Here is a 26,099-nt window from a genome sequence, read left to right on the forward strand (position 1 = left end):
CCGACTACCATGACGACGATCACCGCCGACAACGCCCCCGCCGGACACGAGCACCTGCAGGAATACGACCATGGTGCAGACCATAAGCCGTCGTTCTTTGCGCGCTGGTTCATGTCGACCAACCACAAGGACATCGGCACGCTCTACCTGATCTTCGCGATCTTTGCCGGTGTCGTCGGCGGCGCGATTTCGGGCCTGATGCGGATCGAGCTGAACCAGCCCGGCATCCAGCACCTCGTCCTTTGGTCGCAGTTCCTCGGTGAAGAGGGCTCGCTGACGCAGGCCAAGCACCTGTGGAACGTCCTCGTTACCGCGCACGGCCTGATCATGGTGTTCTTCATGGTCATGCCCGCGATGATCGGCGGCTTCGGCAACTGGTTCGTCCCGATCATGATCGGCGCGCCCGACATGGCGTTCCCGCGGATGAACAACGTATCGTTCTGGCTGCTCGTCCCCGCATTCATCCTGCTGCTCGGCTCGACCTTCGTTCCGGGCGGTCTCGGCAACGGTGCCGGTACCGGCTGGACGGTTTATGCCCCGCTTTCGACGGCAGGCTCCGCCGGACCCGCGGTCGACATGGCAATCCTCGCGCTGCATCTCGCCGGCGCGTCGTCGATCCTCGGCGCGATCAACTTCATCACCACAATCTTCAACATGCGTGCCCCGGGCATGACGATCAACAAGATGCCGCTGTTCGTCTGGTCGGTCCTCGTCACTGCGTTCCTCCTGCTGCTCGCGCTGCCGGTGCTCGCCGCGGCGATCACGATGCTGCTGACCGACCGCAATTTCGGCACGACCTTCTTCGATGCCGCCGGTGGCGGTGATCCGATCCTCTACCAGCATCTGTTCTGGTTCTTCGGCCATCCCGAGGTCTACATCATGATCCTGCCCGGATTCGGCATGGTCAGCCAGATCATCTCGACCTTCAGCAAGAAGCCGATCTTCGGCTATCTCGGCATGGCCTATGCCATGGTCGCGATCGGTGTCGTCGGCTTCGTCGTGTGGGCGCACCACATGTTCACCACCGGCCTCAGCGTGAATTTGAAGATGTACTTCACCGCCGCGACGATGGTTATCGCGGTCCCGACCGGCATCAAGATCTTCAGCTGGATCGCAACGATGTGGGGCGGTTCGTTGACCTTCAAGACGCCAATGATGTGGGCGATCGGCTTCATCTTCATGTTCACCGTCGGTGGCGTGACCGGTGTCGTCCTCGCCAATGGCGGCGTCGATACGTACATGCAGGACACCTACTACGTCGTCGCGCATTTCCACTATGTGCTGTCGCTCGGCGCGGTGTTCTCGCTGTTCGCCGGCTTCTATTACTGGTTCCCGAAAATGTCGGGCAAGATGTACAACGAGTTCCTCGGCCAGCTGCATTTCTGGGTATTCTTCATCGGCGTGAACGTCCTGTTCTTCCCGATGCATTTCCTGGGCCAGCAGGGCATGCCGCGGCGCTATCCTGATTATGCCGACGCCTATGCGCACTGGAACCAGATCGCATCGACCTGGGGCTATTCGATCATGTTGGCCGGCATGCTGATCTTCTTCGTCAACCTGATCTGGTCGCTCGCGGCGGGTCGCAAGGCTGCGGCCAATCCGTGGGGCGAAGGCGCAACGACGCTCGAATGGACCTTGTCGTCGCCGCCGCCGTTCCACCAGTTCGAGCAGCTCCCGAAGATCGCCTGAACATAGCCCCTCCCGTCGCGGAGGGGCAGGAACCCCATGACCATCAGCGTGTCCGAATATCAGCCAGCCATGCCCGCCAGCGCGGGGGATTTCTTTGCGCTGACCAAGCCGCGCGTGATGAGCCTGGTGGTCTTCACCGCCTTGTGCGGGATGCTCGCCGCGCCGGGCAGCGTCGATCCGGTGCTGGGCTTTACCGCGATCCTGGCGATTGCGCTGGGCGCGGGCGCGTCGGGCGCGCTCAACCAGTGGTACGAGGCGGGCCTCGATGCCAAGATGAAGCGCACCGCGCAGCGGCCGCTGCCCGCCGGGCGGATGGACAAGAGCTCGGCGCTCCATTTCGGCGTCGGCCTGGGGTCGTTCTCGGTCCTGCTGATGGGGCTGGCGGTCAACTGGCTGTCCGCCGCGATCCTCGCCTTTTCGATCTTTTTCTACGCGGTCGTCTACACGATGTGGCTCAAGCCGCGCACGCCGCAGAATATCGTCATCGGCGGCGCCGCGGGCGCATTCCCGCCGCTGATCGGATGGGCTGCGGTGACTGGCGACGTGACGTTGATGCCGGTCCTCTTGTTCGCCTTGATCTTCTTCTGGACGCCGCCGCATTTCTGGGCGCTCGCGCTGTTCATCAATTCCGATTACGCCAAGGCGGGCATCCCGATGCTGCCGGTGGTCGCTGGCCAGGCCGCGACGCGGCGCCAGATCGTGCTCTACAGCCTGGTGATGACAGCGGTGGCGATCGCGCCGTGGCTGCTCGACCTTGCCGGCGCGCTCTATGGCGTCGCCGCATCGGCGCTCAGCCTCGTGTTCGTCGCGCTGGCGATCCGCGTCGGCACCAACCGCGCGACCGAGCCGGCGGCGATGCGCCCCGAAAAGCGGCTGTTCGCCTATTCGATATTCTACCTGTTCGCGCTGTTCGCGATCCTCGTCGTAGATGCTAAGGTGGTGCCATGAACGATCCATTCGACGAAAAGGAATATCGCCGCCGCCAGAAATCGCGCGCGCTGATCACCGCATTGATTCTCGGCGCGCTCGTCGCGCTGTTCTACGCGATCACGATCGTCAAGATCGGGGCAGGTTACGGATGAGGCAGAACGCATGACTCCGCAGCTGCGCACCGCCGCTATCTTTGGCGCGATGACGATCTCGATGGTCGGCGTCGGCTATGCCTCGGTCCCGCTTTACAACATGTTCTGCCGCGTCACCGGGTTCAACGGCACGACCGGCCGCGCCGACGAGGCGCAGGCGGCCGAGGTGCCGGTGTACGTCGACAAGACGATCTCGGTCCGCTTCGATTCGAACGTCGATCGCGACCTGCCGTGGGAGTTCCGGCCCGAACACCCCACCGACACCGTCAGCCTGGGCGCGCGCGACATGGCGATTTTCATCGCCAAGAATAATGGCAGCGAACCGATTACCGGCACCGCCAGCTTCAACGTCACGCCGGTCACCGCAGGCAGGTATTTCAAGAAAATCCAGTGCTTCTGCTTCACCGAACAGACGATCGCGGCAGGCGAGCAGGTTCGCATGCCGGTCCTCTATTTCGTCGATCCGAAATTGCTGGACGATCCCGACACCCGGGATATAGAGGAAATCACGCTGAGCTATACCTTCCACCGCACCAAGAACGGTGACACCGAGGGTTAGCCAACCCGAATTTCAATCGAGCGGGTAGCGTGTTTCGCCGCCCCGACCAACGCAACAGGGACAGTTTCATGGCCGGTGCCAAGAACCACGATTATCATATTCTAGCCCCCGATCCGTGGCCTCTGATCGGTGCCTTTTCGGCGCTGACGATGGCTGCCGGCGGCGTCATGTGGATGCATGGCGGCCATGTCGGCGCGCCCAATGGCGGCGGCTACGTCTTCTTCCTTGGCCTTGCCGCGGTGCTGTTCACGTTTTTCAGCTGGTGGTCGAACGTGATCAAGGAAGCGCACGCGGGCGATCATACGCCCGTCGTCCAGCTCCATTTGCGCTACGGCATGATCCTGTTCATCGCCTCGGAAGTGATGTTCTTCGTCGGCTGGTTCTGGGCGTGGTTCGACTTCTCGCTGTTCCCTGCGCCGATCGAGTTCGTCGATGGCGCGGTGACCAACATGATCGGCCAGGACGGCGCATCGGCGCTGTTGCAGTGGCCGCCCAAGGGTATCGAAGTGCTCAACGCCTTCGAATTGCCGCTGCTCAACACGCTGATCCTGCTGTGCTCGGGCACGACGGTCACCTGGGCGCATCATTCGCTGATCCATGGCGACCGCAAGGGCCTGATCCTCGGTCTGTGGCTGACGATCATCCTCGGTGCCATCTTCACGAGCATCCAGGCGTATGAATATGCGCACGCGCCGTTCGGGTTCGGCGGGTCGAACTACAGCTCGGCCTTCTACATGGCGACGGGTTTCCACGGCTTCCACGTGCTCGTCGGGACGATCTTCCTGATCGTCAACCTGGTCCGCGCGTACAAGGGCGACTTCACCCCGCGCCAGCATTTCGGCTTCGAAGCGGCGGCCTGGTACTGGCATTTCGTCGATGTCGTGTGGCTGTTCCTGTTCGCGGTGATCTATGTCTGGGGCGGCTGGGGCGCACCGGTCCACGGATAGATGGAGCAAGGTCCTCCCGATACCAGCAAAGGGCAGCCCGGCCTTGCCGCGGCTGCCCTTTTCGGTCTGTGTCCCGATTGCGGCGAGCGGACGCTGTTCACGGGTCCGGTCAAGTTCGCCGATCGCTGCCGCGTCTGCGGCCTCGATTTCTCGCGCTACAATGTCGGTGACGGCGCAGCGGCGTTCCTCATCCTGATCATCACCGCGCTGGTCATCGGCCTCGCGATCACTGTCCAGGTGGCGTTCGGCCCGCCATTCTGGGTCCAGGCACTGATCTGGATCCCGGTTACCACCGCGCTGACGATCGGGGGCACACGCGTTGCCAAGGCGGCGCTGCTCGTCTCCGAACATCGCCGTGACGCGCGCGAAGGGCGAATCGTACCGCACGACGAACCATGAGCGATTCGCTCGATAAGCCGCGCCGGCCGATCCCGATCGTTGCGACGATCGTCGTCGCGCTGGCGGTCGCCGCGATGATCGCGCTCGGCATCTGGCAATACCAGCGCGCGGGCGAAAAGGAGCGGCTGCTCGCGCTCTACGAACGCAATATCGCGATGGACAGCGATGTGATGTTCCCGGCGCTCGGACCGGTGCCCGACAGCGCGCTGTTCCGCCGCTCGAGCCTCGTCTGCCTGAATGTCGTCGGCTGGCGCTCCGAAGGCGGCCGCGCACCCGGTGGCGGCGGCACGACGCGCTATATCGCCGACTGCCGGACCGGCGCCGAAGGGCCGGGCGCGAGCGTCCAGGTCGGGACGAGCGACGAGCCCAATCTCAAGCAGCTGTGGAACGGCGGCGCCGTGCACGGCTGGATCTCGACCGCGCCCGATCATCGCGGGCTGATCGACCGGATCCAGGGCGCCGCACCGCCGCGCGCGATGCTCGTCATGACCGACCCGGTCGCCGGGCTGAAGCCCAACGCCGCGCCCGACCTTGGCGCCATCCCCAACAACCATATCGCCTATATGTGGCAGTGGTTCTTCTTCGCGACGATTGCTCTGGCGATCTACGGCATTGCGCTGCGCCAGCGCTGGACCAAGGCGGACGCCGCGCCGGCGACGGACTAGGCGTGCGTTATGTCGGCACGCGCGGCGGGGGATCGGCGGGGTTTCGCGCGGTCGTAACCGGCGGCCTCGCGCCCGGCGGCGGGCTGTGGATGCCCGAAGTCTGGCCGCATTTCTCCCACCACGAACTTAGCGCGATGGCGCGGCTCGATTATGCCGAGACCGCCGCGCGCGTGCTGGCGCGCTTCATCGGCGATGATATCGACGATGCGACGCTGCTTGGCCTGTGCCGCGATGCCTATGCCGGGTTCGATGACGCCGCGGTGACGCCGCTGCGGCGGCTCGACGATGGGCTTTCCCTCCTCGAACTGTTCCACGGCCCGACGCTGAGCTTCAAGGACATCGCGCTGCAGTTGCTCGGTGCGATGCTCGGCCATTTCGGCGCGCGCACGACGATCATCGGCGCGACATCGGGCGACACCGGATCGGCCGCGATCCACGCGGTCGCGGGGAAAAAGGGCGTGCGCATCGTCATGCTCTATCCCGAGGGGCGGATCAGCGACGTCCAGCGCCGCCAGATGACGAGCGTCGCGGCCGGCAATGTCGATGTGGTCGCGATCGACGGCAGCTTCGACGATTGCCAGCGGATCGTGAAGGCGCTGCTTGGCGATGCCGCGCTGGTCGCGAAGCACCGGCTGTCGGCGGTCAATTCGATCAACTGGCTGCGCATCGCGGCGCAGTCGGTGTATTATTTTACCGCCGCGCTGCGGCTCGGCGCGCCCGATTCCGCGGTCGGTTTTGCCGTGCCGACGGGCAATCTCGGCGATGCCTTTGCCGGCCACGCCGCGCGGCGCATGGGGTTGCCGATCGCACGCATCATCGTTGCGACCAACGCCAACGATATCGTTGCACGCGCGCTCGCCGACGGCGTCTATCGCCCCGGCGCGGTGCGCGCGACCGATGCGCCCGCGATGGACATCCAGGTTGCGAGCAATTTCGAACGGCTCCTGTGGGATGCAGCGGGCGGCGATGGCGCGGTTGTAGCGCGGCAGATGGCCGCGCTGGCAGGCGAGGGCGAGATCGTCCTGACCGACGCACAGCGCGCCGCTCTGGCGCACATGACCGGGGTTGCGATCGATGCCGCGGCGATGGACGCGGCTATGCGCTGGGCCGACGAACGCGGCACGACGATCGATCCACACACCGCGATCGCGCTCGCGGCGGCTCAGAGCGTCGGGGGCGATGATCCCATCGCGGTCGTCGCCACTGCGCATCCCGCCAAGTTTCCCGATGCGGTGCGCCGCGCGACGGGGCGTGATCCGACGGTTCCGGCGCGGCTGGCCGATGCTCTGACCGGCGCTGAACGCGTCGTGCGCCTGCCCGCCGATGTCGCTGCGGTCACAGCCTATGTTGCGGCGCGCGGCTGATCGTCTAAGGACATGCGCATGAATGACCTTGTGACGATGATCGGCGAGCCCTGGGACGACTATGGCCTCGTTGACAGCGGCGGCGGGCGCAAGCTCGAACGCTATGGCCGCTTTCGCTTCATCCGCCCCGAACCGCAGGCGATGTGGGCCCCCGCGCAGGACGACTGGCGCGCCGATGGCGAATTCGTGCCGGCATCGGACGACGATGGCGGCGGCCGCTGGTTCTACGACACCGACGTGCCGCTCGACGGCTGGCCATTGTCATGGCGCAGCGTGAAGTTCCAGGCGCAGTGCACGCCGTTCCGTCACCTAGGGTTTTTTCCCGACATGGCGCCGGTCTGGGACTGGATGCGGGAGTGTTTAAGTGCCGTATCCGGCGTTAGCCGAACAAAGACCGCACTCAACCTGTTCGGCTATACCGGCGTCGGCACGCTCGCGCTGTCGGCAGCGGGCGCATCGATGGTCCATGTCGATGCGTCGAAGAAATCGGTCGCTCAGGCGCGAGAGAATGCCGCGCTGGCTGGCATGGCCGACCGGCCGGTGCGCTGGATCGTCGATGATGCCGCCAAGTTCGCCGCGCGCGAGGTCCGGCGTGAGCGGCGCTACGACGCGATCCTGCTCGATCCGCCCAAATACGGGCGCGGCCCCGATGGCGAGATGTGGAAGCTCGAGGACGACCTGCCCGGACTGATCGCCGATTGCCGTCGGCTGGTCGATGCCGATTCGGCGTGCGTCTTCCTGACCGCGTATGCGGTGCGACTGTCGGCGCTGGCGATCGGCGAACTGATGCGCCAGTCGTTCGGCGACCTTCCCGGCACGGTCGAATGCGGCGAACTGGGCGTGCGCGAGGAAGCGCGCGGGCTCGTCCTGCCGACCGCGATCTTCGCGCGCTGGCGTAACGCCTAGCTGCGCCCTGCGCGCAACGCCGCTGCGGCCGCAAACGGCGTGATCGCGACGAGGAACAGCGAGGCGGCGGCGAGCAGCTTGAGCGGCGCCCCGCCCGCATCGGCGGCATAGCCCGCGCCAAAGATCAGCACCGGCACTGCCAGCGGCAGCAGCAACAGGCCGACGATCCCGCCGGCGCCGCGCAGCGATAGCGTCAGCGCGGCGACGAGCACGCCGAGCGCGGCGAGCGCAGGCGTGCCGATCGCGAGGCCGATCGCGAGCCGCGCGAGCGTCGCCCCGTCGAGGTTGAGCAGCGCGGCGGCGGGCAGCGTCGCGACGAGCAGCGGCAGCGCAAAACCGAGCCAGTGCGCGGCAAGGCGCGCGACGACGACGCTTTCCTCGCCGATGCCGCGCAGCGCGAGCTGGTCGAGCGTGCCGTCACGCGCATCGTCGGCGAACAGCCGATCGACCGGCAGCAGCGCGGCGAGCAACGCGGCGACCCACAGCATCCCGCCGCCGGTCCGCGCGAGCAGCACCGGATCGGGGCCGACCGCAAAGGGAAACAGCATCGCGACGAGCAGGTAGAAGCCGACCGGGAGCCACAAGGCGCCGCTGCGCCACGAGCGCGCAAGATCGCGGACGAACAGGGTGGCGAGCAGCCTCATGCGGGGACCGCTGCGCCGAGCGCGACCCGCTGTGCATCGGGCAGCGCGAGCGCGATGTGCGTCGCGACCATCACCGCGCCGCCCGCCGCGCGGTGGCGCGCGATCGCCGCCTCGAGCAGCGGGATGGCATCGGCGTCGAGGCCGTTGGCCGGCTCGTCGAGCAGCCACAGCGCCGCGCCGCTGGCGATCGTGCGGGCGAGCGCGGCACGCTTGCGCTGGCCGGTCGAGAGCAGGCGGACGGGGACGGGGGCGAGGTGGGTGCAGCCGAGCGTGGCCAGTGCGGCGTCGACCGCGCCATCTGGCGCACCGTCGAGCCGGGCCCACCAGCCCAGTGCGCGCGCGACGCTCTGTTCGGGATCGAGCGCGGCGCGTTCGTCGGTCAGCGCGGTGGTCGCGCTTCGGCTGATGCGGCCCGCGACCGGATCGAGCAGTCCCGCAGCGAGGCGCAGCAGGCTCGACTTGCCCGCGCCATTGGGGCCCGAGACGAGCAGGGCACCACCTTCGCAGACAGCGAACGACAGGTCTTCGAACAGCACATTGCCGCCGCGCACGCAGGCGACCGCGTCGAATGCGATCATCGCGTCGTGGCGCGGGGCATTGGGCGATTGACGGGTCGTCATGGCAGCGCTCAATACGGTGCGGCGCGCACGAACGCCAGCGGGAGAACCGGGATGCCAATCGAGAAACTGTCCGACGCCGCGCGCGAGGCGTTTCTCGCCGCGCATTCCGACTGGTGCCACGACGGCGTGCGCGACGCCTTTACGCGGCGGTTCGTCTTCGCCGACTTTTCGGCTGCCTTCGCCTTCATGACGCGCGTCGCGCTGCTGGCGGAAAAGATGGATCACCATCCCGAATGGTCGAACGTCTATAACCGCGTCGATATCGCGCTGACGACGCATGATGCCGGCGGCCTGTCGGCCCGCGATGTCGCGATGGCGGAGGCGATCGAGGCATTGCTCGCATAAGCCACCCCACCTCCGTTTGCCCTGAGTAGCGCCGAAGGCGCGTATCTAAGGACTGTATGCGCCGTCGAAAAGACCGGGCTTCGACAGGCTCAGCCCGAACAGGGCTGCGCAACTCGCTCACCCGTTGGCCCTGAGTAGGCCCATAGGCGCGTATCGAAGGGTTGGTATCGCTCGGTATGGAAATGGCCCTTCGATACGGCCTTTCGGCCTACTCAGGACGAACGGCGTTGGGCGTGGAGCAGCCGCGAAGGCTCTTCGATACGGCCCTATGGGCCTACTCAGGGCAAACGGAGCTGGGGTTCAGCAAAGACCCTTCGATACGTCCCTGCGGGCCTACTCAGGACAAACGGGAGAGGGTAGGGTCTCTAGTCCGCCTGGTCTTCGAGCCAGTGCATGTCGTCGTCGGAAAAGCCGAAATGATGGCCGACCTCGTGGACGAGGACGTGCGCGACGAGCGTTTCGATGGCAATGCCGCGCTGCTTTGCTTCGGCGAGGATCGGCTGGCGGTAGAGGTGGATCATGTCGGGCATCGCGCCCGAATCGCTGACGCTTTTGATCCCGACGGGCCGCCCGGTGTAGAGCCCCGACAGCTGCATCGGACTGGTCATGCCGAAGCCGTCGAGCACGTCGCGCTTCGCGTAATCGTCGACGCGCACGACGACGGGGCCGAGATGCGCGCGAAATTCGGGCGGCATTGCCTGTATCGCGCGGTGCGCCATCGCCTCCATCTCGTCGGTCGATGGGCCGTCAAAGGGCAGCGGTTGGTTCAATGGTTGCTGCCCGACAGGTCGGCGGCCTGCTCCATCGCCTTGCGCCGTTTCTTGAGCAGCCACGGCGCCCAGCGCGAGGCGAAGCGCAGTTTTTTCGCGGTCTTGCCGATGACGGTGTGGACCTTGCTGCCGTGGACCGCGTCCCAGGCGGCGTCGGCGACCTGTTCGACCGGCGTGAATTCGAGGCCCGCGGCGCGGACGCGTTCGCGCGAGGTGCTGTTGGTCCCGCTGACAGTGACGTCGAGCAGCGGCGTGTCGATGAAGCTCGGCATCAACGAGCGGACCTTGATGCCCGCACCATCGACGCCGCGTTCGGCGAATTCGAGATCAAGCGCCTCGGTCAGGCCGCGCACCGCGAACTTGGTCGCCGAATATACTGCGAGGCCGGGCGAGCCGAAGATCGCGGCAGCCGATGCAGTATTGAGGATCGCCGCGCCGGGCGTCTGTTCGAGCAGCGGGAGCGCCGCATAGACGCCGTTGACGACGCCGGTGAAGTTGATCGCGATCATCCGCTCGGCCTGGTCGGGCGCAAGGTCGGGAAACTGGCCGCCAAGGCCGATGCCGGCATTATTGAACAAGACGTCGAGCCGGCCGCCGGTTGCTTGCGCGAAGTCGGCCAGCGCGCTCGCCCAGGCAGCGCGGTCGCGGACATCCATGACGTGGCTCGACGACCGACCTGCGGGAAGCAGCGCGGCGGTTTCGGCGATCCCTGCCGCATCGACGTCGGCCAGCCCGACGAACCAGCCTGCGCGCGCAAAACGTTGTGCGGTCGCGCGCCCGATGCCCGAACCGCCGCCGGTAATGAAAATTGCCTGTGCCATGTCACCCTCCCTCGTCCTGCCGCGGCATCTGCTGCGCGGTCAGGCGATGTTGGACATGGGGTCGGCGCTTTGGCATGTAAAGCGCGTCGAGAGCGGGAGACCTGTAAGCCGATGATTATCAAGCAGATGCAATTGGCGGTCATGGCTCTGTTCGGCGCGCTGATGCTGTTCGTGCCGTCCGCCGCGCGGGCCGATGTCGCGGTGACATTCTACAGCCACGAATTCGGCGACAGCTTCCCGCACGCGTTCATCGTCCTCAACGGCACGATCGATGCGACCGGCGAGGTGATCGACACCAATTACGGCTTCACCGCGAAGAACGTGTCGCCCGCGATCCTGTTCGGATCGGTGATCGGCATCGTCGAAAGCGTCGAGCCCAAATATGTTGCGAGCAGCGATCCGCATTTCACCGTCCATCTCGACGATGCGGGCTATGCGCGGCTGATGGCCAAGGTCGTCGAATGGCGCGACCGGCCGCAGAAAAGCTATAATCTGAACAAGCGCAACTGCGTCCATTTCGCGATGGAAGCGGCCGAGACGGTCGGCCTCAAGGTCAATCGCAAGAGCAGGTTCTTCAAGAAACCGCGATCGTTCCTCGAAGAGGTCGAAGCGCTCAATCCCGGGGTCGAAACGGTCGCAACGGTCGCCGCCGAATAGGCGCGCGACGGCGCGATGCCGTGCGCGCGCCCGTTGGCCTAACTGCCGCCCGCCACGCTCGTCGCAAGGCCCGGCACGAAATCGGCGCCTTCGACGATCTTGCCGCTCGATTCGGACAGCGTTTTGCCGATCGGTTCGGCGCGTCCGCCCAGGCATTTGGCGAGGAAGTTCTCGGCGACCGCGTTGAACGCGATGTTGTTTTCGGGCTTGGCGAAGCCATGACCCTCGTCGGGGAACAGGACATAGGTGACCGGGATCCCGCGCGCCTTCATCGCGGCGACGATCTGGTCGCTTTCGGCCTGGTTGACGCGCGGATCGTTGGCGCCTTGCCCGATCAGCAGCGGACGGACGATATCGCCTGCCTTGTAGAGCGGCGAGCGGTCCTTGAGCATCGCCAGGCCGGCCTCGGTGCGCGGGTCGCCCATGCGCTGGTGGAACTGCTCGACCATCGCGGTCCAGTATGGCGGGATCGTCTTCAAGAGCGTTTCGAGGTTCGACGGGCCGACGATATCGACACCGCAGGCGAACTGTTCGGGGGTGAAGGTCAGGCCGGCGAGCGTGGCATAGCCGCCATAGCTGCCGCCCATGATCGCGACCTTGTCGGGCGTCGTGACGCCCTGTGCCACGGCCCAGTCCATCGCGTCGATCAGGTCGTCCTGCATCTTGCGGCCCCATTCGAGGTCGCCCGCGCTGATGAAGTCCTTGCCGAGGCCGGTCGAGCCACGAAAATTGACGCTGAGCACCGCATAGCCGCGATTGGCGAGCCATTGGTGTGCCGCGCTGAAGCCATAGCCGTCGCGGCCCCACGGTCCGCCATGGACGACCATGACCATCGGCACCGGCGCATTCGCCGTGCCGTCGCCGTCGGGATCGGCGGCCTTGGGCAGGCTGAGATAGCTGACGAGGTCGAGCCCGTCGCGCGACTTGATGACGACAGGGCGCTTGGCGACGAGCGGTGCGCCGACCAGTTCGGGACGCGAGGTATAGAGCTTGGTCAGCGTCTTTGCCTTGCGGTCGAACAGATAGGTCGAGGCGGGCTCGACGACGGGATCGTTGCCGACGATCCACAGGCTGTCGTCCTCGGTCCGCGAGCTCACCCCGAACTCGCCTTCGAGCTGGCTATCGAGCCAATCGAGATCGGCACCGACAGCGGGATCGATCGCGGTCCATTCGGGCTTGAGATAATTGATCGCATAGGCATCGATCACCCCGGTCCTGGGATTGCCCATCGCGCCGGCGATATCGGCCTTGTCGCTCTGGGCAATGACGTGCTTGTCGCCGCTGGCGACATCCTGCGCGATCAGCGCGGCGGTGTTGCGACCGCGGCTGTCGATCCAGTACAGCGTCTTGCCGTCGTTGGTGAAGCCCGCCGGGTTGGTGGTCAGCGAATCGGCGAGCTCGGTCGAACCGAAGGGCTTGTCCTCGACCTTGCCATCGACGACGCGGAAATAGTCGACCCCGCCCGCCGCGTTGGGCCGCATCGCGAGCCTGAGGTTGAGGTTGTCGTCGGCAAGGAAGCCGGCATAGCCGTCACCCCTGATCACCTCGGTCAGCGTGCCGGTCGTCAGGTCGAGCCGATAGACATCGTGCCAGCGCGGGTCGCGGTTGTTGAGCCCGACGAGCACGGCGTCCTTGTATTTGTGCGACGTGCCGAGGAGCTGCGCGCGGGTTTTTTCGAACGGGGTCAGTGTGCGTTCGGCGCCGCTCGCGACGTCGATGCCGTACAGCAGGAAATTCTCGTCGCCGCCCTTGTCCTGGACATAGAGCAGGGTCTTGCCGTCGCCCGACCAGCCATAGCCGCGGATCGGCCGGTCGGTCGAATTGGTCATCGGTTTCGCGGCGTCGGGATTGCCGACCGGGGCGACGTAGATGTTGAGCACGTCGCCGCGCGGGGCGAGCCAGCTCAGCCACTTGCCGTCGGGCGACAATTGCGCGCTGGTCTTGGTCGGATTGCCGAACAGCGCCGCGCGCTCGATCAGCGGGACCGCCGCGGCCGGCTGCGGCGCGGCGACCATTGTCGGGGCGGTCTGTTGGTCCATGTTTGTGCATCCGGTCAAAAGGACGGAACCGGCAAGCATGCTGGCGCCCAATAGAAGTGATTTCATAGCAATTCTCCCTGTGTATTATGTGCATAATACACAGGCACGTGACCTGTCAAGTAAAGGGAACTTTACAAGTGTTCTGAACCCACTTCAGGGGTGCTTTACGAGGGCGGCTAGATCGCCTCGATGCTGTAATGGTGCCAGGCGAAGATCGCCGCCGCGCCGCGATAGGGGCGCCAGGGCTCGGCCAGCGCGCGGCAGAGCTTCTCCGACGGGCGTTCGGTAAGGCCCATGACCTTGCCGACGTCGATCTGGACGGCAAGGTCGCCGGCGGGCCAGATGTCGCGCCGTCCCTCGGCGAACAGCAGGTAGATTTCGGCCGACCAGCGACCGATGCCCTTGACCTTGGTCAGCAGCGCGATCGCCTCCTCGTCGTCGGCGGGCAGGTCGTCGAAGGTGAGGTCGCCGGTCATGACGAGTTCGGCAAGGCTTCGCGCATAGCCCTGTTTCTGCCGGCTGAGCCCGCAGGCGCGTAGCGCATCGAAGTCCGACGCGGCGATCGCCTCGACCGGGCAGCCTTCGCCGAGATGCGCCTCGAGCTTGTTCCACACCGCGGTCGCCGCCTTGGCGCTGACCTGCTGGCCGACGATCGTGCGGAGCAGCGTTGCATAGCCCGGAGGACGGATCCGTGGCGGCGGATAGCCTGCCTCGGCAAGCGCGGGAGCGAAGCGCGGCTCGACGGCGACGAGCGCGTCGAGATCGGTCCGTATCTGCTTTGCCGTCAGTCCCATGCCGTCACCCCTTGATTTGCGTGGACGCGCACCATAGGCGGGCCGCCAATGCCAAGCCATAGCCGCTACAGACAGGATAATTGATGCCGACGATTTATGTGACCGACCGCGCGGGCAACGAGCGCGCCGTCGAAGCCAAGCCCGGCTATAGCGTGATGGAAACGATCCGCGATGCGGGCTTTGACGACTTGCTCGCGCTCTGCGGCGGCTGCTGTTCGTGCGCGACCTGCCATGTCGTTGTCGACGATGCCCAGCTGTCGCTGCTCCCCGCGATGAGCGAGGACGAGGACGATCTGCTCGATTCGTCCGACCACCGGACCGCGGGATCGCGGCTGTCATGCCAGATCGACGTGTCCGACGCGCTCGACGGCCTCAAGGTGACAATCGCCCCCGAAGACTGAGCGCGCGGGGCTCAGTCGAGCTTGAGCAGCGCCTTGGGCGCGACCTTGGTCCCCGAGGTGATGTCCCAGACGAGCTGCTGACGCGCCCCCGCCCTGGCCGGGCCGTCGTTGGTGTTGTTGGTCAGGATCGCGGCGTCGGTGGTCAGCGTCAGCCGCCCCTCGGTGCGCGCATTGGCGTTGTCGCCGGGCGCATCGGGACCGAGCCCGCCCAATGCGCGCGCGCTCTGGTCGTCGGCGGTGGCGAGGCCGGGTCCGCCGATCTCGGCCGAGCCGTCGGCGCGGCGGTGGATGGCGATGATCGGCTTGATGATCTCGACCCCGGGGAAGATCGGCCAGACGAAATCGCGGTCGAGCCGGCCAGTCAGCGCATAATCGACCTCGAACACGCCGTCGCCCTTGTGGACGACCGATTTCCAGCCCTGTTCCTTTGACAGGCGTGCGGCAAAGGCGTCCATCGTCGCGGGGTCGGCAGGGTTGATCCCGCCGAACATCGCCGAGAACCGGGCCACGTTTTCAGCCTTCTTGGCCTGGGCCTCGTCCCATTCGGCCTTTTGTTCGGCGATTTCGTCGTCGCTGCAGCTGCGGTCTTCAAAGCTGTCTTCGTCGGTGCACTGCGCGACGAACTTTTCGTCGCTGTCGGCCTGCGCCTGGCGGATCAGTGCGGGCGACGTCGCGAACATCAGCTCGCCCTTATAGGCAAAGGTGAAGGCGCCGTTGCGCCCGACATCGATGGTCGAAGTGAATTTGCCGGGAACGATGAAACAGGCGGCCAAGGTGAGCGCAATCGCGATTGCGGCCAGAAACGTCACTCGATTGCGCATGATATTTCCCCCCGAAATTGGTTATCCCTTGGCGGTCGCCACCGCATAAAGCGCGATTGCTGCGGCGTTGGAGACGTTGAGGCTCTCCATCCGCGGGCTGATCGGCAGTTTGGCGAGCATGTCGCAATGCGCCATCGTGTTGTGGCGCATGCCTTCACCCTCGGCGCCGAGGATCAGCGCGATCCGCTTGCTGCCTTCGAGCGCGACCGAAAGCTCGGTATCGGCGGTGCCGGCGAGGCCGATGCGCCAATATTCGGCTTCGGCGATTTCCTCGAGCGCGCGGGCGAGATTGACGACGCGGACCCACGGCACGATTTCGAGCGCACCCGAGGCCGAGCGCGCGATGACGCCCGATTCGGGCGGTGCATGGCGATCCTGCGTGACGACCGCGCAGGCGTCGAAGGCGGCGGCAGAGCGCAGCACCGCGCCGACATTGTGCGGATCGGTGACCTGGTCGAGAATGACGATCGGGCGGGGCCTGGCGGCGCTGTCGCCCGCCTCGCGGTCGAGCACGTCGCCGAGCCAGATGTCTTCGAGTGGTTCGAACTCGGCGACGATCCCCTGGTGCGGCGTATCGCCGGGGATCAGCCGGGCAAGGTCGGCGACCTCGCTATAGGTGATCGGCAGCGTCGCGGGCAGGTCGAGCGAGGCAAGCGCCTCGCGCGTGCCCCACAATTTGCGCACGCTGCGCGCCGGATTGGCGAGCGCGGCGATGACGGGATGGCGGCCCCAGATACGGATCGGGGCGCCCTTCTTGACCTGATAGGTTTGCTTGCGACGTGACATGACGGGTTCTTTGCAACGCACGGGGGCGGTGAGGCAAGCGCGCATTCGCCTTGCGACCGGTTTGACGGCATTGACACGCCACGGCGCTTTCTCCATTGGGGCGCCTGCACGCCCGGCGCCGGGGTTAATATTCCGGCGCAAGCACGGTGGTTTCACCGCTGCGAACATCTGGACAGGTGGCCGAGTGGTTAAAGGCAGCAGACTGTAAATCTGCCCGGGTTTCCCGTACGCTGGTTCGAATCCAGCCCTGTCCACCATCATTCAAAACCAGTCCGGGGGACTGATTTTGAATGATCCCGAGAAGCGAAGTCTTCAAGGGTCAGGCGTCTCCCCACACGCAACTTCGCCCGTCCGGGGGACGAAAATATCGATGATCCCGAGAGGCGAAGCCTTCGCGGGTCAGGCGTCCCACCAGGCATATTGGTGGCCCATCGCACATCCGCCGATAGAGTGACGTCGCCTCTTAGCTATCCGAAATAACCAACAATAAATTAACGATAAAAATCGTCTGGTTTCAGATGAAACCATCGCGTTCAGAACAGGCGCGATCCGTTCGGAACGCGGGTATCGGGTGCGAACAGGTCGACGTTGCCGTCGGCATCGGCGAACCCCAGCGTGAGCACTTCGGAGATCGCCGGGCCGGTCTGGCGCGGAGCGAAATTGACGACTGCCGCGACCTGTCGTCCGATCAGGTCGGCGGGCGCATAGTTGGCCGCGATCTGCGCGCAGCTCTTCTTCTCCCCGACGCCGGCACCGAAATCGATCCGCAGCTTGAGCGATGGCTTGCGTGCTTCGGGAAAGGCTTCGGCGGCGACGATCGTGCCGACGCGAATGTCGGCGGCGAGGAAATCGTCGAAGCCGATCTGGGGTGCGGCGGGCGCGTCGGGATCGTGCGTCAGGTGCACGTCATTCCATTTCGAGAATCACCGCATCGACCGCGAGGCTGTCGCCCGCGACGGCATTGACCGACTTGACCGTGCCGGCCTTTTCGGCGCGCAGGATGTTTTCCATCTTCATCGCCTCGACCACCGCGAGCGGCTGGCCCGCCTCGACGGTGTCGCCCTCGCCGACATGGAGCTGCATCAGCAGGCCGGGCATCGGGCACAGCAGGAACTTCGACAGATCGGGCGGGACCTTTTCGATCATGTGCTTGGCCAACGGCGCGACATGCGCGGGCAGGACGCGCGCGAAGTGGCTCGCGCCGCGCGTCGTCAGCTGGAAGCCGGTGCGGTGGTTGGCGATCCGCACGACGATTTCTTCGCCGTCGATGGTGGCCAGGATCGCGCGGTCGCCGGGCGAATAGATCGCCTCGAGGACGAGAGGCGTGCCGTCGACCGTCAGGTCGTCGCCGTCGAGCGCCACGTCGTGGTCGCTGTCGCCCAACCGGATTTGCCATCTAGAAGGCGGCTCTAGAGGGCCGTTCAACTGCCCGTCGACCAGCCGCGCGCGGTCCGAATAGGCGGTCGCGACGAAGGCGGCGATCGCGGCGAGGCCGCGCTTGAGCTCGGCGCTCGCGGGGGCGCCTTCGAAACCGTCGGGATATTCCTCGGCGATGAAATTGGTCGTGATGGCGCCGGCACGGAAGCGCGGATGCTGCATCAGCGCCGAGAGGAAATCGACATTGTTGCCGAGCCCGGCGAGTTCGAAGCGGTCGAGCGCGCCGATCTGCGCATCGATCGCGCCCTCACGTGTCGGCGCCCAGGTGATCAGCTTGGCGATCATCGGGTCGTAGAACATCGACACCTCGAGCCCCTCGCGCACGCCGTCGTCGACGCGGATGACCATTGGTGATGGATCATCGCGCGCTTCGCCCTTCGACAGGCTCAGGGTGAGCGGGTCAGGTTGGTTACCATCCCCACTCCGCTCGGGCTGAGCCTGTCGAAGCCGGGTATCCACCTCCTCGGGCGGGTCGTAGCGGACGAGACGCCCGGTGCTTGGCAGGAAGCCGCGATAGGGATCCTCGGCATAGACGCGCGCTTCGATCGCCCAGCCGTTGAGCACGATGTCGTCCTGGCTGAAGGGCAGTTTCTCGCCCGCGGCGACACGGATCATCTGCTCGACGAGGTCGATGCCGGTGATTTCCTCGGTTACCGGGTGCTCGACCTGGAGCCGGGTATTCATTTCAAGGAAGTAGAACGACTTGTCGGCGCCGACGATCAGTTCGACCGTGCCCGCGCTGTAATATCCCACCGCTGCGGCGAGCGCGACCGCCTGTTCGCCCATCGCGCGCCGCATCTCGGGATCGACGAAGGGCGAGGGGGCCTCTTCGACCACCTTCTGGTGGCGGCGCTGGATCGAACATTCGCGTTCGCCGAGATAGACGATGCTGCCGTGCTGGTCGCCGATCAGCTGGATCTCGATATGGCGCGGCTGTTCGATGAATTTCTCGATGAACACGCGGTCGTCGCCGAAACTGGCGAGACCTTCGCGCTTGGTCGCCTCGAAGCCTTCGCGGACGTCCTGTTCGGACCAGGCGAGGCGCATGCCCTTGCCGCCGCCGCCGGCCGAGGCCTTCATCATCACCGGATAGCCGATCTCGCCCGAGATTTTGACGGCGTGTTCGGTATCGTCGATCTCGCCGACATGGCCGGGAACGACGCTGACGCCGGCTTTGAGCGCGAGTTTCTTCGATTCGATCTTGTCGCCCATCGCCGCGATGGCGTTCGGCGGCGGGCCGATAAAGGCGATCTTCTCCTTGGCGAGCGCCTTGGCGAAGCTCTCGCGCTCGGACAGGAAGCCGTAACCGGGATGGACCGCATCGGCGCCGGTTGCCTTGCACGCGGCAATGATCTTGTCGGCGAGAAGATAGCTCTCGGCGGCAGGAGCGGGGCCGATATGGACCGCCTCGTCGGCCAGTTCGACATGCGGGCTGCGCGCGTCGGCGTCCGAATAGACCGCGACCGTCGCGATGCCCATTTTCTTTGCGGTGCGGATCACCCGACAGGCAATCTCGCCGCGATTGGCGATGAGGATTTTTTTGAACATTATTTATCGTCCGAAGTTGGAGCTTTGCGAAGGGCAATCCAAGCGAGCACTAAAGTCGAAATCATGAAGAGCGCTGATATTGGGACCAAAACCTGACCCTGCGGCGCCATACACTCGGCCCAGAGATTGCCGAAACCTTTACAATGATCGCCCGCCGTGTGCATCCACGCGTAGGCGGTCAGTGAAAAACACGCCCATGCTATTAACAGCGCAACGATCACGATAAATCGTTGGATCACTCCGCCGCCTCCAGCTCCGCGCGCATCGGCTCTGCGCTTTCCATCGCGCGCAATCCCAGCTTGGCGAGCAGCGCGGCGTCGGCGCTGTCGCCGCGGTTGCCGGTGGTGAGCAGCTTGTCGCCGGTGAAGATGCTGTTGGCGCCCGCAAGGAAGCACAGCGCCTGCGTCGCCTCGCTCATGCTTTCCCGGCCCGCGCTGAGGCGGACCATCGATTTGGGCATGGTGATCCGCGCGACCGCGACGGTGCGGACGAACTCGATATCGTCGATCTTGGCGAGCGGCGTGTCGGCGAGCATGTCGCCCAAAGGCGTGCCTTTCACGGGAACGAGCGCGTTGACCGGCACGCTTTCGGGGTGACGCGGCAGCGTCGCGAGCGCGTGGACGAAGCCGACGCGGTCGGACCGCGTCTCGCCCATGCCGACGATCCCGCCGCTGCACACCGCCATCCCCGCATCGCGGACATGACCGAGCGTATCGAGCCGATCCTGAAAGGTCCGCGTCGTGATGATGTCGCCATAATGTTCGGGCGAGGTGTCGATATTGTGGTTGTAGTAATCGAGGCCCGCCTCGGCGAGGCGCCGTGCCTGGTGCGGCTCGATCATGCCCAGGGTCATGCAGGTTTCCATGCCGAGGGCGCGCACGCCCGAGATCATCGATACGATCGCGTCCATGTCGCGATCCTTGAGCTCGCGCCACGCGGCGCCCATGCAGAACCGCTGCGATCCCGCCGTCTTCGCCTCGCGCGCGGCGATCATCACCGCATCGACGTCGATCAGTTTCTCGGCCTTGAGCCCGGTATTGTGATGCGCCGACTGCGAGCAATAGCCGCAATCCTCGGCGCAGCCGCCGGTCTTGATGCTGAGCAGCGTGCACAGCTGGATCTCGCCGGGCGTGTGGTGTTCGCGGTGCGTCTCGGCGGCGCGAAAGACGAGCTCGGCGAAGGGCAGGTCGAACAATGCCGCGATCTCGTCGCGGGTCCAGTCGGTGCGGGGCTGGGTCACTCGGCAGATTCCTTTTTCGGCGGCAAATTATGCCCCATCAGTTGTAGCAAATCGGCAGCGGCTTCGACGATGTTGGTGCCGGGGCCATAGATGCCGGTGACGCCCGCCTTGCGCAATGCGGCGTAATCCTTGGGCGGGATGACGCCGCCGGCGAAGACCTTGATGTCGGCGCGGTCGGCGTCCTTGAGCAGCCGGATCAGCTCGGGGATCAGCGTCATGTGTCCCGCCGCGAGGCTCGAACAGCCGATCGCATCGACGTCGCGGGCGAGCGCGAGGTCGCGGGCTTCCTCCGGCGTCTGGAACAGCGGGCCGGGGACGATGTCGAAGCCCATGTCGGCAAAGGCCGAGGCGACGACATTGGCGCCGCGGTCGTGGCCGTCCTGGCCGAGTTTCGCGATCATCACGCGCGGCGGGCGGCCGCGCCGGTCGGCGATGGCGGCGACCGCATCGACGATCCGCGCGAAATCGGCGTCGCCTTCATACGCCTTGCCGTAGATGCCGGTAACGGGGACGGGGACGGTGTCGTAGCGGCCGAAGGCAGCCTCCATCGCCGCCGACATCTCGCCGAGCGTGCAGCGCGCGCGGGCGGCTTCGACACACAAAGCGAGGAGGTTGGTTTCGATTCCTCCGGGTTGCGCGTCGCCCAAATCCCGCTCGGGCTGAGCCTGTCGAAGCCCCTGCGCTGACGGCCCTTCGACAGGCTCAGGGCGAGCGGAAAGGGGGGCGTGCTTTGCTCCAAGCGTGATCGCCTTCAGCGCCGCCTGCGCCTGGCCCTCATCGCGCTCGGCGCGCGTCTGTTCGAGCCGCCGGATCTGGTCGGCGCGGACCTTGGCATTGTCGATGTCGAGCGTGTCCATGTCGGCCTCTTCGCCGAGCCGGTATTTGTTGACCCCGACGATCACCGCGTCGCCCTTGTCGACCGCCGCCTGTTTCGCCGCGGCGGCTTCCTCGATGCGCTGCTTGGGCATGCCGCTCTCGACCGCGTGGACCATGCCGCCAAGGCCCTCGACCTCCTCGATCAGCGCCCAGGCCTCGTCGGCAAGCGCCTTGGTCAGCGCCTCGACATAGTAACTGCCGCCGAGCGGATCGACGACGTTGGTCATGCCCGTCTCTTCGGCGAGGATCAGCTGCGTGTTGCGCGCGATCCTTGCGGAAAAATCGGTCGGCAGCGCGACCGCCTCGTCGAGGCTGTTGGTGTGGAGCGACTGCGTCCCGCCAAAGGTCGCCGCCATTGCCTCGATCGTCGTGCGGATGACGTTGTTGTACGGGTCCTGCTCGGTCAGCGACACGCCGCTGGTCTGGCAGTGTGTGCGCAGCATCTGGCTGCGCGCATTCCCGCCGAATCCGGCGATGATCTTCGACCAGAGCGTGCGCGCCGCGCGCAGCTTGGCGACCTCCATGAAGAAGTTCATGCCGATGCCGAAAAAGAAGCTCAATCGCCCGGCAAAGGCGTCGATATCGAGCCCGCGCTCCTGCGCCGCGCGGACGTACGCCATGCCGTCGGCGAGCGTGAAGGCGAGCTCCTGCACCGCCGTCGCCCCGGCTTCGTGCATGTGATAGCCCGAAATCGAGATCGAATTGAAACGCGGCATGTGCTCGGACGTGTAGGCGATGATGTCGGCCACGATCCGCATGCTGGGTTCGGGCGGATAGATATATGTGTTGCGGACCATGAACTCCTTCAGGATGTCGTTCTGGATCGTGCCCGAAAGCCGGTCCTGCGAAACCCCCTGTTCCTCGGCGGCGACGATGTAGAAGGCGAGGCACGGCAGCACCGCGCCGTTCATCGTCATGCTGACGCTCATCGTGTCGAGCGGAATGCCGTCGAACAGGATCTTCATGTCGGCGAGCGTGTCGATCGCGACCCCCGCCTTGCCGACATCGCCGACGACGCGGGGATGGTCGCTGTCGTAACCGCGGTGCGTCGCGAGATCGAACGCGATGCTCAGCCCCTTCTGCCCCGCGGCCAGGTTACGGCGATAGAAGGCGTTCGACTCCTCGGCGGTCGAAAAGCCGGCGTACTGCCGGATCGTCCACGGCCGCCCGGCATACATGCTCGCCTTCACGCCGCGCGTATAGGGCGCGAAACCGGGCATCCCGGGGTCGATATTCTCGGTGTCGGCGGCGCTGTAGAGCGGCTTGACCGCGATCCCCTCGGGCGTCTGCCAGGTCAGGTCGCGGCCCTTCACCTCGCTGTCGGCAAGCGCGGTCCAGTCGGAGAGGGTGGGGGTTTTTTCGGTCATGCGATCACTCTCCTCACCCCTGCAAAGGGGAGAGGATACGCAGCCTTGGCCGATAGGCCTAGGCGAAGTTGGAGAGGGGGGCGGATGAGCGAGAGGCCGATACCCCTCTCCCAGCTGCGACTAGGCGGCGGAGCCGCCAAGTCTGCGCAACCAGTGACCGCACCTCGGGTCGACGATGCCCCCGGCATCGTCGAAAAATACCCGGGGAGTATTTTGACCCGAGATGCGATCACTCCCCTCAAGAGGGGCGAGGGAGCAGGCGCGCAATCCATCATTTCGGCGTTTCCATGATTTCCGTCAACACGCCGCCCATGTCGCGCGGGTGGAGGAAGAAGATCGGGGTGCCGTGCGCGCCGATCCGCGTGGGGCCGAGGATGCGCATGCCCTCTCCCTCGAACTCGGCGCGCGCTTGCGTGATATCGGGGACTTCGAAACACAGATGATGCTGTCCGCCCGCCGGGTTCTTGGCGATGAACCCCGCGATCGGGCTATCGGCACCGAGCGGTTCGATCAGCTCGATCTGGCAATTCGGCGTATCGACGAAGCACACTTTCACCCCCTGTTCGGGCATGTCGAAGGGCTCGTGGATCGTCGTCGCGCCCATGACATCGCGCCAGAAGGCGATGCTGTCGGGGATCGACGGCGTTGCGACACCGATATGGTTGAGACGGCCGAGTTTCATAGGTCTATCTTTGTTATAGCTAAGACGATTACGGGAGCGAAAATTAGAAGTGGCGTAAGGAAAACGTTATTAAGAATTGCACGGCGACGCTCTTTCATGACCTGCTCGTGCTTATCTTCGTAAGCCCATGGATTTTCGGTGTAGTTGGTGATCCATCCGTCTTTGACGATATCATCTTTAGCTTCCCAACGTGTCCGCTCCGTCCTGTAGGCGCGTACGCTTTGCCAGACTGCGGAGATTAGCAAGACTAAGCTGATCCCGATTTGCCATTCGTCAAAGGGGGATATTGTCATGCTTCTTCCACGGATTTTCCAACTGCTTGTTGCGCAATTTCCTTAGCCCCAGCGCCACGCGCCGTCTTGTCGAGTGCGGCACGATGACCTCGTCGATAAATCCCTTGCTCGCCGCGACGAAGGGGTTGGCGAAGCGGTCTTCGTATTCCTTCGTTTTTTCGGCGATCTTCTCCGCATTGCCCGCGTCTGATCTGAAGATGATCTCGACCGCGCCCTTGGCTCCCATCACCGCGATTTCGGCGGTCGGCCAGGCGTAGTTTAGGTCGCCGCGCAGATGCTTGCTCGCCATCACGTCGTACGCGCCGCCATAGGCCTTGCGCGTGATGACGGTGATCTTGGGCACGGTCGCCTCGGCATAGGCGAACAGCAATTTGGCGCCATGCTTGATGATGCCGCCAAGCTCCTGGCTGGTGCCGGGCAGGAATCCCGGGACATCGACGAAGGTCAGGATCGGGATCTCGAACGCGTCGCAGAAGCGCACGAACCGCGCCGCCTTCTTCGACGAATTGATGTCGAGACAGCCCGCGAGGACCATCGGCTGGTTGGCGACGACGCCGACCGTGCGCCCCTCGATGCGGCCGAAACCGACGATGATGTTGCCCGCATGCGCCGGCTGGATTTCGAAGAAATCGCCCTCGTCGAGCGTCTTCCTGATCACCTCGTGCATGTCGTACGGCTGGTTGGCGTTATCGGGGATCAGCGTGTCGAGGCCCATTTCAAGCCGATCCCACGGATCGTCGGTCGGGCGCTCGGGGACCTCTGAGCGGTTGCTCTCGGGCAAATAATCGAAGAAGTCGCGCGCCGCGAGCAGCGCCTCGATATCGTTCTCGAACGCGACATCGGCGACGCCCGACTTGGTCGTGTGCGTCACCGCACCGCCCAGTTCCTCCTGCGTCACGACCTCGTTGGTCACCGTTTTCACCACATCGGGGCCGGTGACGAACATGTAGCTCGAATCCTTCACCATGAAGATGAAGTCGGTCATCGCGGGGCTGTAGACCGCGCCGCCCGCGCACGGGCCCATGATCAGGCTCAATTGCGGGATCACGCCCGACGCGAGCACGTTGCGCTGGAACACCTCGGCATAGCCGCCTAGCGACGCAACGCCCTCCTGGATGCGCGCGCCGCCGCTGTCGTTGAGGCCGATGACCGGCGCACCGACCTTCATCGCATTGTCCATCACCTTGCAGATTTTTGTCGCATGGCGTTCGCTCAATGAACCGCCGAAGACGGTGAAATCCTGCGAATAGACATAGACGAGCCGGCCGTTGATCGTGCCCGATCCGGTGACGACGCCGTCGCCGGGGATTTTCTGCGTTTCCATCCCGAAATCGACGCAATTGTGCTCGACGTACATGTCGAGCTCCTCGAAGCTGCCTTCGTCGAGCAGCACCGCGAGCCGTTCGCGCGCGGTCAGCTTGCCCTTGGCGTGCTGCGCGTCGATGCGTTTCTGCCCGCCGCCCATCCGTGCGGCGGCGCGCTTCGCCTCGAGCCGGTCGATGATGTCGTTCATAGTATCCCCTTTGCGCGCCCGCTAAAGCGCATCGCGCGGCTATTGGTCAATGGTCACCGTGCCGGGATGGTGGCGGTCGAGGTGGCGCGTGACGATCTTCAGATTGCGGCTGTTCGAACGGAAGGCGAAATCGAACACGTCGCCGACCAGCGGGACGAAGCCGAGCACGGTATCGATGCCGAGATTGCCCGCCATACGCGCGAGCTTCCATTTCGGCAGGCCGAGATTGCGCGCTTCCCAGATGAGGTAGGCGCCCATCGCGCCGGTGATCAGGTCGCCGACGACCGGGATCAGGCCGACGACGGCGTCGAGGCCGATCGGGCGGCCGAGCCCGGGGATGACGATGCTGCGCTCAAGGATCATTTCAAGCGCCTCGATGCGCTTGCGGATCGCCTTGGGGTCGCGCGTATCGACGTTGAGTGCGGCGGCGAGCGAATCGAGCCGGTTGTCTGGTTCACGCATGCTGGGATCTCCCGTTCTTCACTGCGGCCTGGGCGCCAGCTGGGCCAGCGAATGGCGCGCGCGGATGTTCCCACGATAGCCGTCGAGCCGCTGTGCGACCAGCGCCCAGCGCAACGGCGTGGCGATCGGCACATAGGGGACGAAGCCGGTCAGGTCGGCGTCGATCTCGGCGAGCAGCGCGTTGCGATCGACGATATCGGCGGTGGCATCGGCGCGCGCGATCTTGGCCTCGATCTCGGCATCGCAGATGACATCGCCGTCGCACGACAGCCGGTGCGCGAGCCACAGCGGGTTATCCGACGGGGCGACCTGGTCGATCAACCTGAGATCGGCGTCGGCGAACAAGGCGACGCGCTTCGCGACGAGCCCGAT

28 protein-coding genes and 1 tRNA gene are annotated in these 26,099 nt (G+C 65.2%); 13 read left to right on the plus strand and 16 right to left on the minus strand.

What is annotated here, in order from left to right; genetic code table 11:
- Positions 1-9: 9 nt before the first annotated feature.
- The 9 genes from ctaD (at position 10) to FSZ31_RS04035 (ending at position 7,611) form a co-directional block, all read left to right on the plus strand.
- Complete coding sequence (gene ctaD, locus FSZ31_RS04000) at positions 10-1,689, plus strand: cytochrome c oxidase subunit I (protein ID WP_147121732.1); 1,680 nt, start codon at positions 10-12, stop codon at positions 1,687-1,689.
- A 36-nt stretch (positions 1,690-1,725) separates the two neighbouring features.
- Entirely contained in the window at positions 1,726-2,637 is a 912-nt protein-coding gene (locus tag FSZ31_RS04005; RefSeq protein WP_147121733.1) for a heme o synthase, read from the plus strand.
- Positions 2,634-2,771 carry a hypothetical protein gene (locus FSZ31_RS12885; RefSeq protein ID WP_201739115.1) on the plus strand — a complete coding sequence of 46 codons (138 nt, stop codon included), beginning with the start codon at positions 2,634-2,636 and terminating at the stop codon, positions 2,769-2,771. Before FSZ31_RS04005 ends, FSZ31_RS12885 begins: the two co-directional genes overlap by 4 nt.
- A gap of 10 nt (positions 2,772-2,781) precedes the next feature.
- Positions 2,782-3,330, plus strand: coding sequence for a cytochrome c oxidase assembly protein (locus tag FSZ31_RS04010; protein ID WP_147121734.1), 549 nt, complete (start codon positions 2,782-2,784; stop codon positions 3,328-3,330).
- 68 nt (positions 3,331-3,398) lie between these two features.
- Positions 3,399-4,277, plus strand: coding sequence for a cytochrome c oxidase subunit 3 (locus FSZ31_RS04015; protein WP_147121735.1), 879 nt, complete (start codon positions 3,399-3,401; stop codon positions 4,275-4,277).
- Complete coding sequence (locus FSZ31_RS04020) at positions 4,278-4,676, plus strand: DUF983 domain-containing protein (RefSeq protein WP_147121736.1); 399 nt, start codon at positions 4,278-4,280, stop codon at positions 4,674-4,676.
- Positions 4,673-5,341 carry an SURF1 family cytochrome oxidase biogenesis protein gene (locus FSZ31_RS04025; RefSeq protein WP_147121737.1) on the plus strand — a complete coding sequence of 223 codons (669 nt, stop codon included), beginning with the start codon at positions 4,673-4,675 and terminating at the stop codon, positions 5,339-5,341. The genes FSZ31_RS04020 and FSZ31_RS04025 overlap by 4 nt, the downstream gene beginning before the upstream one ends.
- A gap of 2 nt (positions 5,342-5,343) precedes the next feature.
- Entirely contained in the window at positions 5,344-6,705 is a 1,362-nt protein-coding gene (thrC, locus tag FSZ31_RS04030; protein ID WP_147121738.1) for a threonine synthase, read from the plus strand.
- A gap of 18 nt (positions 6,706-6,723) precedes the next feature.
- Positions 6,724-7,611 carry a class I SAM-dependent methyltransferase gene (locus FSZ31_RS04035; RefSeq protein ID WP_147121739.1) on the plus strand — a complete coding sequence of 296 codons (888 nt, stop codon included), beginning with the start codon at positions 6,724-6,726 and terminating at the stop codon, positions 7,609-7,611.
- On the opposite strand, the gene ccmB is transcribed toward FSZ31_RS04035, so the two are convergent.
- Together ccmB and ccmA are read right to left on the minus strand one after the other, a co-directional pair.
- Complete coding sequence (ccmB, locus tag FSZ31_RS04040; protein ID WP_147121740.1) at positions 7,608-8,255, minus strand: heme exporter protein CcmB; 648 nt, start codon at positions 8,253-8,255, stop codon at positions 7,608-7,610. The genes FSZ31_RS04035 and ccmB overlap by 4 nt on opposite strands.
- Complete coding sequence (gene ccmA, locus FSZ31_RS04045) at positions 8,252-8,875, minus strand: heme ABC exporter ATP-binding protein CcmA (RefSeq protein WP_147121741.1); 624 nt, start codon at positions 8,873-8,875, stop codon at positions 8,252-8,254. Before ccmA ends, ccmB begins: the two co-directional genes overlap by 4 nt.
- Positions 8,876-8,926: 51 nt before the next feature.
- Here ccmA and FSZ31_RS04050 point away from each other — a divergent pair, with 51 nt between their 5' ends.
- Positions 8,927-9,220 carry a 4a-hydroxytetrahydrobiopterin dehydratase gene (locus FSZ31_RS04050; RefSeq protein WP_147121742.1) on the plus strand — a complete coding sequence of 98 codons (294 nt, stop codon included), beginning with the start codon at positions 8,927-8,929 and terminating at the stop codon, positions 9,218-9,220.
- 365 nt (positions 9,221-9,585) lie between these two features.
- Here FSZ31_RS04050 and FSZ31_RS04055 read toward each other — a convergent pair whose 3' ends face one another.
- Both FSZ31_RS04055 and FSZ31_RS04060 read right to left on the minus strand, forming a co-directional pair.
- The gene (locus FSZ31_RS04055; protein WP_328592388.1) at positions 9,586-9,990 is read right to left on the minus strand and encodes a metallopeptidase family protein; all 405 of its coding nucleotides are present in this window, start codon (positions 9,988-9,990) and stop codon (positions 9,586-9,588) included.
- Entirely contained in the window at positions 9,987-10,811 is an 825-nt protein-coding gene (locus FSZ31_RS04060; RefSeq protein ID WP_147121743.1) for an SDR family oxidoreductase, read from the minus strand. Before FSZ31_RS04060 ends, FSZ31_RS04055 begins: the two co-directional genes overlap by 4 nt.
- Positions 10,812-10,922: 111 nt before the next feature.
- On the opposite strand from FSZ31_RS04060, the gene FSZ31_RS04065 reads away from it, so the two are divergent.
- Positions 10,923-11,468 (plus strand): hypothetical protein, encoded by a 546-nt coding sequence (locus tag FSZ31_RS04065; RefSeq protein WP_147121744.1) that lies wholly within the window; start codon positions 10,923-10,925, stop codon positions 11,466-11,468.
- A gap of 38 nt (positions 11,469-11,506) precedes the next feature.
- Here FSZ31_RS04065 and FSZ31_RS04070 read toward each other — a convergent pair whose 3' ends face one another.
- Together FSZ31_RS04070 and FSZ31_RS04075 are read right to left on the minus strand one after the other, a co-directional pair.
- Positions 11,507-13,507, minus strand: a complete 2,001-nt coding sequence (locus FSZ31_RS04070; protein WP_201739116.1) for an alpha/beta hydrolase family protein — start codon at positions 13,505-13,507, stop codon at positions 11,507-11,509.
- A 176-nt stretch (positions 13,508-13,683) separates the two neighbouring features.
- Complete coding sequence (locus tag FSZ31_RS04075; RefSeq protein ID WP_147121746.1) at positions 13,684-14,301, minus strand: DNA-3-methyladenine glycosylase family protein; 618 nt, start codon at positions 14,299-14,301, stop codon at positions 13,684-13,686.
- Positions 14,302-14,384: 83 nt separating this feature from the next.
- Here FSZ31_RS04075 and FSZ31_RS04080 point away from each other — a divergent pair, with 83 nt between their 5' ends.
- Positions 14,385-14,702, plus strand: a complete 318-nt coding sequence (locus FSZ31_RS04080) for a 2Fe-2S iron-sulfur cluster-binding protein (RefSeq protein ID WP_147121747.1) — start codon at positions 14,385-14,387, stop codon at positions 14,700-14,702.
- An 11-nt stretch (positions 14,703-14,713) separates the two neighbouring features.
- Here FSZ31_RS04080 and FSZ31_RS04085 read toward each other — a convergent pair whose 3' ends face one another.
- Together FSZ31_RS04085 and FSZ31_RS04090 are read right to left on the minus strand one after the other, a co-directional pair.
- Positions 14,714-15,523: a hypothetical protein gene (locus FSZ31_RS04085; RefSeq protein WP_147121748.1), complete on the minus strand. Its 810-nt coding sequence runs from the start codon at positions 15,521-15,523 to the stop codon at positions 14,714-14,716.
- 21 nt (positions 15,524-15,544) lie between these two features.
- Entirely contained in the window at positions 15,545-16,309 is a 765-nt protein-coding gene (locus tag FSZ31_RS04090) for a TrmH family RNA methyltransferase (protein WP_147121749.1), read from the minus strand.
- A 170-nt stretch (positions 16,310-16,479) separates the two neighbouring features.
- Here FSZ31_RS04090 and FSZ31_RS04095 point away from each other — a divergent pair.
- A tRNA-Tyr gene (locus FSZ31_RS04095) sits at positions 16,480-16,566 on the plus strand.
- A gap of 276 nt (positions 16,567-16,842) precedes the next feature.
- On the opposite strand, the gene FSZ31_RS04100 is transcribed toward FSZ31_RS04095, so the two are convergent.
- The 8 genes from FSZ31_RS04100 to FSZ31_RS04135 all read right to left on the minus strand — a co-directional run bounded on the left by FSZ31_RS04100 (position 16,843) and on the right by FSZ31_RS04135 (position 25,727).
- A complete protein-coding gene (locus FSZ31_RS04100; RefSeq protein ID WP_147121750.1) occupies positions 16,843-17,214 on the minus strand; it encodes a tRNA-binding protein in 372 nt (123 codons plus the stop codon).
- A gap of 1 nt (position 17,215) precedes the next feature.
- A complete protein-coding gene (locus FSZ31_RS04105; RefSeq protein WP_147121751.1) occupies positions 17,216-19,294 on the minus strand; it encodes an acetyl-CoA carboxylase biotin carboxylase subunit in 2,079 nt (692 codons plus the stop codon).
- Between the two features lie 235 nt (positions 19,295-19,529).
- Positions 19,530-20,534 (minus strand): biotin synthase BioB, encoded by a 1,005-nt coding sequence (gene bioB, locus FSZ31_RS04110; RefSeq protein WP_147121752.1) that lies wholly within the window; start codon positions 20,532-20,534, stop codon positions 19,530-19,532.
- A complete protein-coding gene (scpA, locus tag FSZ31_RS04115) occupies positions 20,531-22,777 on the minus strand; it encodes a methylmalonyl-CoA mutase (RefSeq protein ID WP_147121753.1) in 2,247 nt (748 codons plus the stop codon). The genes bioB and scpA overlap by 4 nt, the downstream gene beginning before the upstream one ends.
- 271 nt (positions 22,778-23,048) lie before the next feature.
- The gene (gene mce / locus FSZ31_RS04120; protein WP_147121754.1) at positions 23,049-23,459 is read right to left on the minus strand and encodes a methylmalonyl-CoA epimerase; all 411 of its coding nucleotides are present in this window, start codon (positions 23,457-23,459) and stop codon (positions 23,049-23,051) included.
- Positions 23,456-23,752 (minus strand): hypothetical protein, encoded by a 297-nt coding sequence (locus tag FSZ31_RS04125; protein WP_147121755.1) that lies wholly within the window; start codon positions 23,750-23,752, stop codon positions 23,456-23,458. Before FSZ31_RS04125 ends, mce begins: the two co-directional genes overlap by 4 nt.
- Complete coding sequence (locus FSZ31_RS04130) at positions 23,733-25,265, minus strand: acyl-CoA carboxylase subunit beta (RefSeq protein WP_147121756.1); 1,533 nt, start codon at positions 25,263-25,265, stop codon at positions 23,733-23,735. Before FSZ31_RS04130 ends, FSZ31_RS04125 begins: the two co-directional genes overlap by 20 nt.
- A 39-nt stretch (positions 25,266-25,304) precedes the next feature.
- Positions 25,305-25,727, minus strand: a complete 423-nt coding sequence (locus FSZ31_RS04135) for a DUF4112 domain-containing protein (RefSeq protein ID WP_147121757.1) — start codon at positions 25,725-25,727, stop codon at positions 25,305-25,307.
- Positions 25,728-26,099 lie beyond the last annotated feature (372 nt).

The sequence above is a fragment of the Flavisphingopyxis soli genome (assembly GCF_007995095.1).
Classification (GTDB): domain Bacteria; phylum Pseudomonadota; class Alphaproteobacteria; order Sphingomonadales; family Sphingomonadaceae; genus Flavisphingopyxis; species Flavisphingopyxis soli.

What these genes read in the sequence shown, in the direction of transcription:
- ctaD (WP_147121732.1), top strand. Translation starts at nt 10, where the DNA reads ATGACGACGATCACCGCCGACAACGCCCCCGCCGGACACGAGCACCTG.
- FSZ31_RS04005 (WP_147121733.1), top strand. Translation starts at nt 1,726, where the DNA reads ATGACCATCAGCGTGTCCGAATATCAGCCAGCCATGCCCGCCAGCGCG.
- FSZ31_RS12885 (WP_201739115.1), top strand. Translation starts at nt 2,634, where the DNA reads ATGAACGATCCATTCGACGAAAAGGAATATCGCCGCCGCCAGAAATCG.
- FSZ31_RS04010 (WP_147121734.1), top strand. Translation starts at nt 2,782, where the DNA reads ATGACTCCGCAGCTGCGCACCGCCGCTATCTTTGGCGCGATGACGATC.
- FSZ31_RS04015 (WP_147121735.1), top strand. Translation starts at nt 3,399, where the DNA reads ATGGCCGGTGCCAAGAACCACGATTATCATATTCTAGCCCCCGATCCG.
- FSZ31_RS04020 (WP_147121736.1), top strand. Translation starts at nt 4,278, where the DNA reads ATGGAGCAAGGTCCTCCCGATACCAGCAAAGGGCAGCCCGGCCTTGCC.
- FSZ31_RS04025 (WP_147121737.1), top strand. Translation starts at nt 4,673, where the DNA reads ATGAGCGATTCGCTCGATAAGCCGCGCCGGCCGATCCCGATCGTTGCG.
- FSZ31_RS04035 (WP_147121739.1), top strand. Translation starts at nt 6,724, where the DNA reads ATGAATGACCTTGTGACGATGATCGGCGAGCCCTGGGACGACTATGGC.
- ccmB (WP_147121740.1), bottom strand. Translation starts at nt 8,255, where the DNA reads ATGAGGCTGCTCGCCACCCTGTTCGTCCGCGATCTTGCGCGCTCGTGG.
- ccmA (WP_147121741.1), bottom strand. Translation starts at nt 8,875, where the DNA reads ATGACGACCCGTCAATCGCCCAATGCCCCGCGCCACGACGCGATGATC.
- FSZ31_RS04050 (WP_147121742.1), top strand. Translation starts at nt 8,927, where the DNA reads ATGCCAATCGAGAAACTGTCCGACGCCGCGCGCGAGGCGTTTCTCGCC.
- FSZ31_RS04060 (WP_147121743.1), bottom strand. Translation starts at nt 10,811, where the DNA reads ATGGCACAGGCAATTTTCATTACCGGCGGCGGTTCGGGCATCGGGCGC.
- FSZ31_RS04065 (WP_147121744.1), top strand. Translation starts at nt 10,923, where the DNA reads ATGATTATCAAGCAGATGCAATTGGCGGTCATGGCTCTGTTCGGCGCG.
- FSZ31_RS04070 (WP_201739116.1), bottom strand. Translation starts at nt 13,507, where the DNA reads ATGGACCAACAGACCGCCCCGACAATGGTCGCCGCGCCGCAGCCGGCC.
- FSZ31_RS04075 (WP_147121746.1), bottom strand. Translation starts at nt 14,301, where the DNA reads ATGGGACTGACGGCAAAGCAGATACGGACCGATCTCGACGCGCTCGTC.
- FSZ31_RS04080 (WP_147121747.1), top strand. Translation starts at nt 14,385, where the DNA reads ATGCCGACGATTTATGTGACCGACCGCGCGGGCAACGAGCGCGCCGTC.
- FSZ31_RS04085 (WP_147121748.1), bottom strand. Translation starts at nt 15,523, where the DNA reads ATGCGCAATCGAGTGACGTTTCTGGCCGCAATCGCGATTGCGCTCACC.
- FSZ31_RS04090 (WP_147121749.1), bottom strand. Translation starts at nt 16,309, where the DNA reads ATGTCACGTCGCAAGCAAACCTATCAGGTCAAGAAGGGCGCCCCGATC.
- FSZ31_RS04105 (WP_147121751.1), bottom strand. Translation starts at nt 19,294, where the DNA reads ATGTTCAAAAAAATCCTCATCGCCAATCGCGGCGAGATTGCCTGTCGG.
- scpA (WP_147121753.1), bottom strand. Translation starts at nt 22,777, where the DNA reads ATGACCGAAAAAACCCCCACCCTCTCCGACTGGACCGCGCTTGCCGAC.
- mce (WP_147121754.1), bottom strand. Translation starts at nt 23,459, where the DNA reads ATGAAACTCGGCCGTCTCAACCATATCGGTGTCGCAACGCCGTCGATC.
- FSZ31_RS04125 (WP_147121755.1), bottom strand. Translation starts at nt 23,752, where the DNA reads ATGACAATATCCCCCTTTGACGAATGGCAAATCGGGATCAGCTTAGTC.
- FSZ31_RS04130 (WP_147121756.1), bottom strand. Translation starts at nt 25,265, where the DNA reads ATGAACGACATCATCGACCGGCTCGAGGCGAAGCGCGCCGCCGCACGG.
- FSZ31_RS04135 (WP_147121757.1), bottom strand. Translation starts at nt 25,727, where the DNA reads ATGCGTGAACCAGACAACCGGCTCGATTCGCTCGCCGCCGCACTCAAC.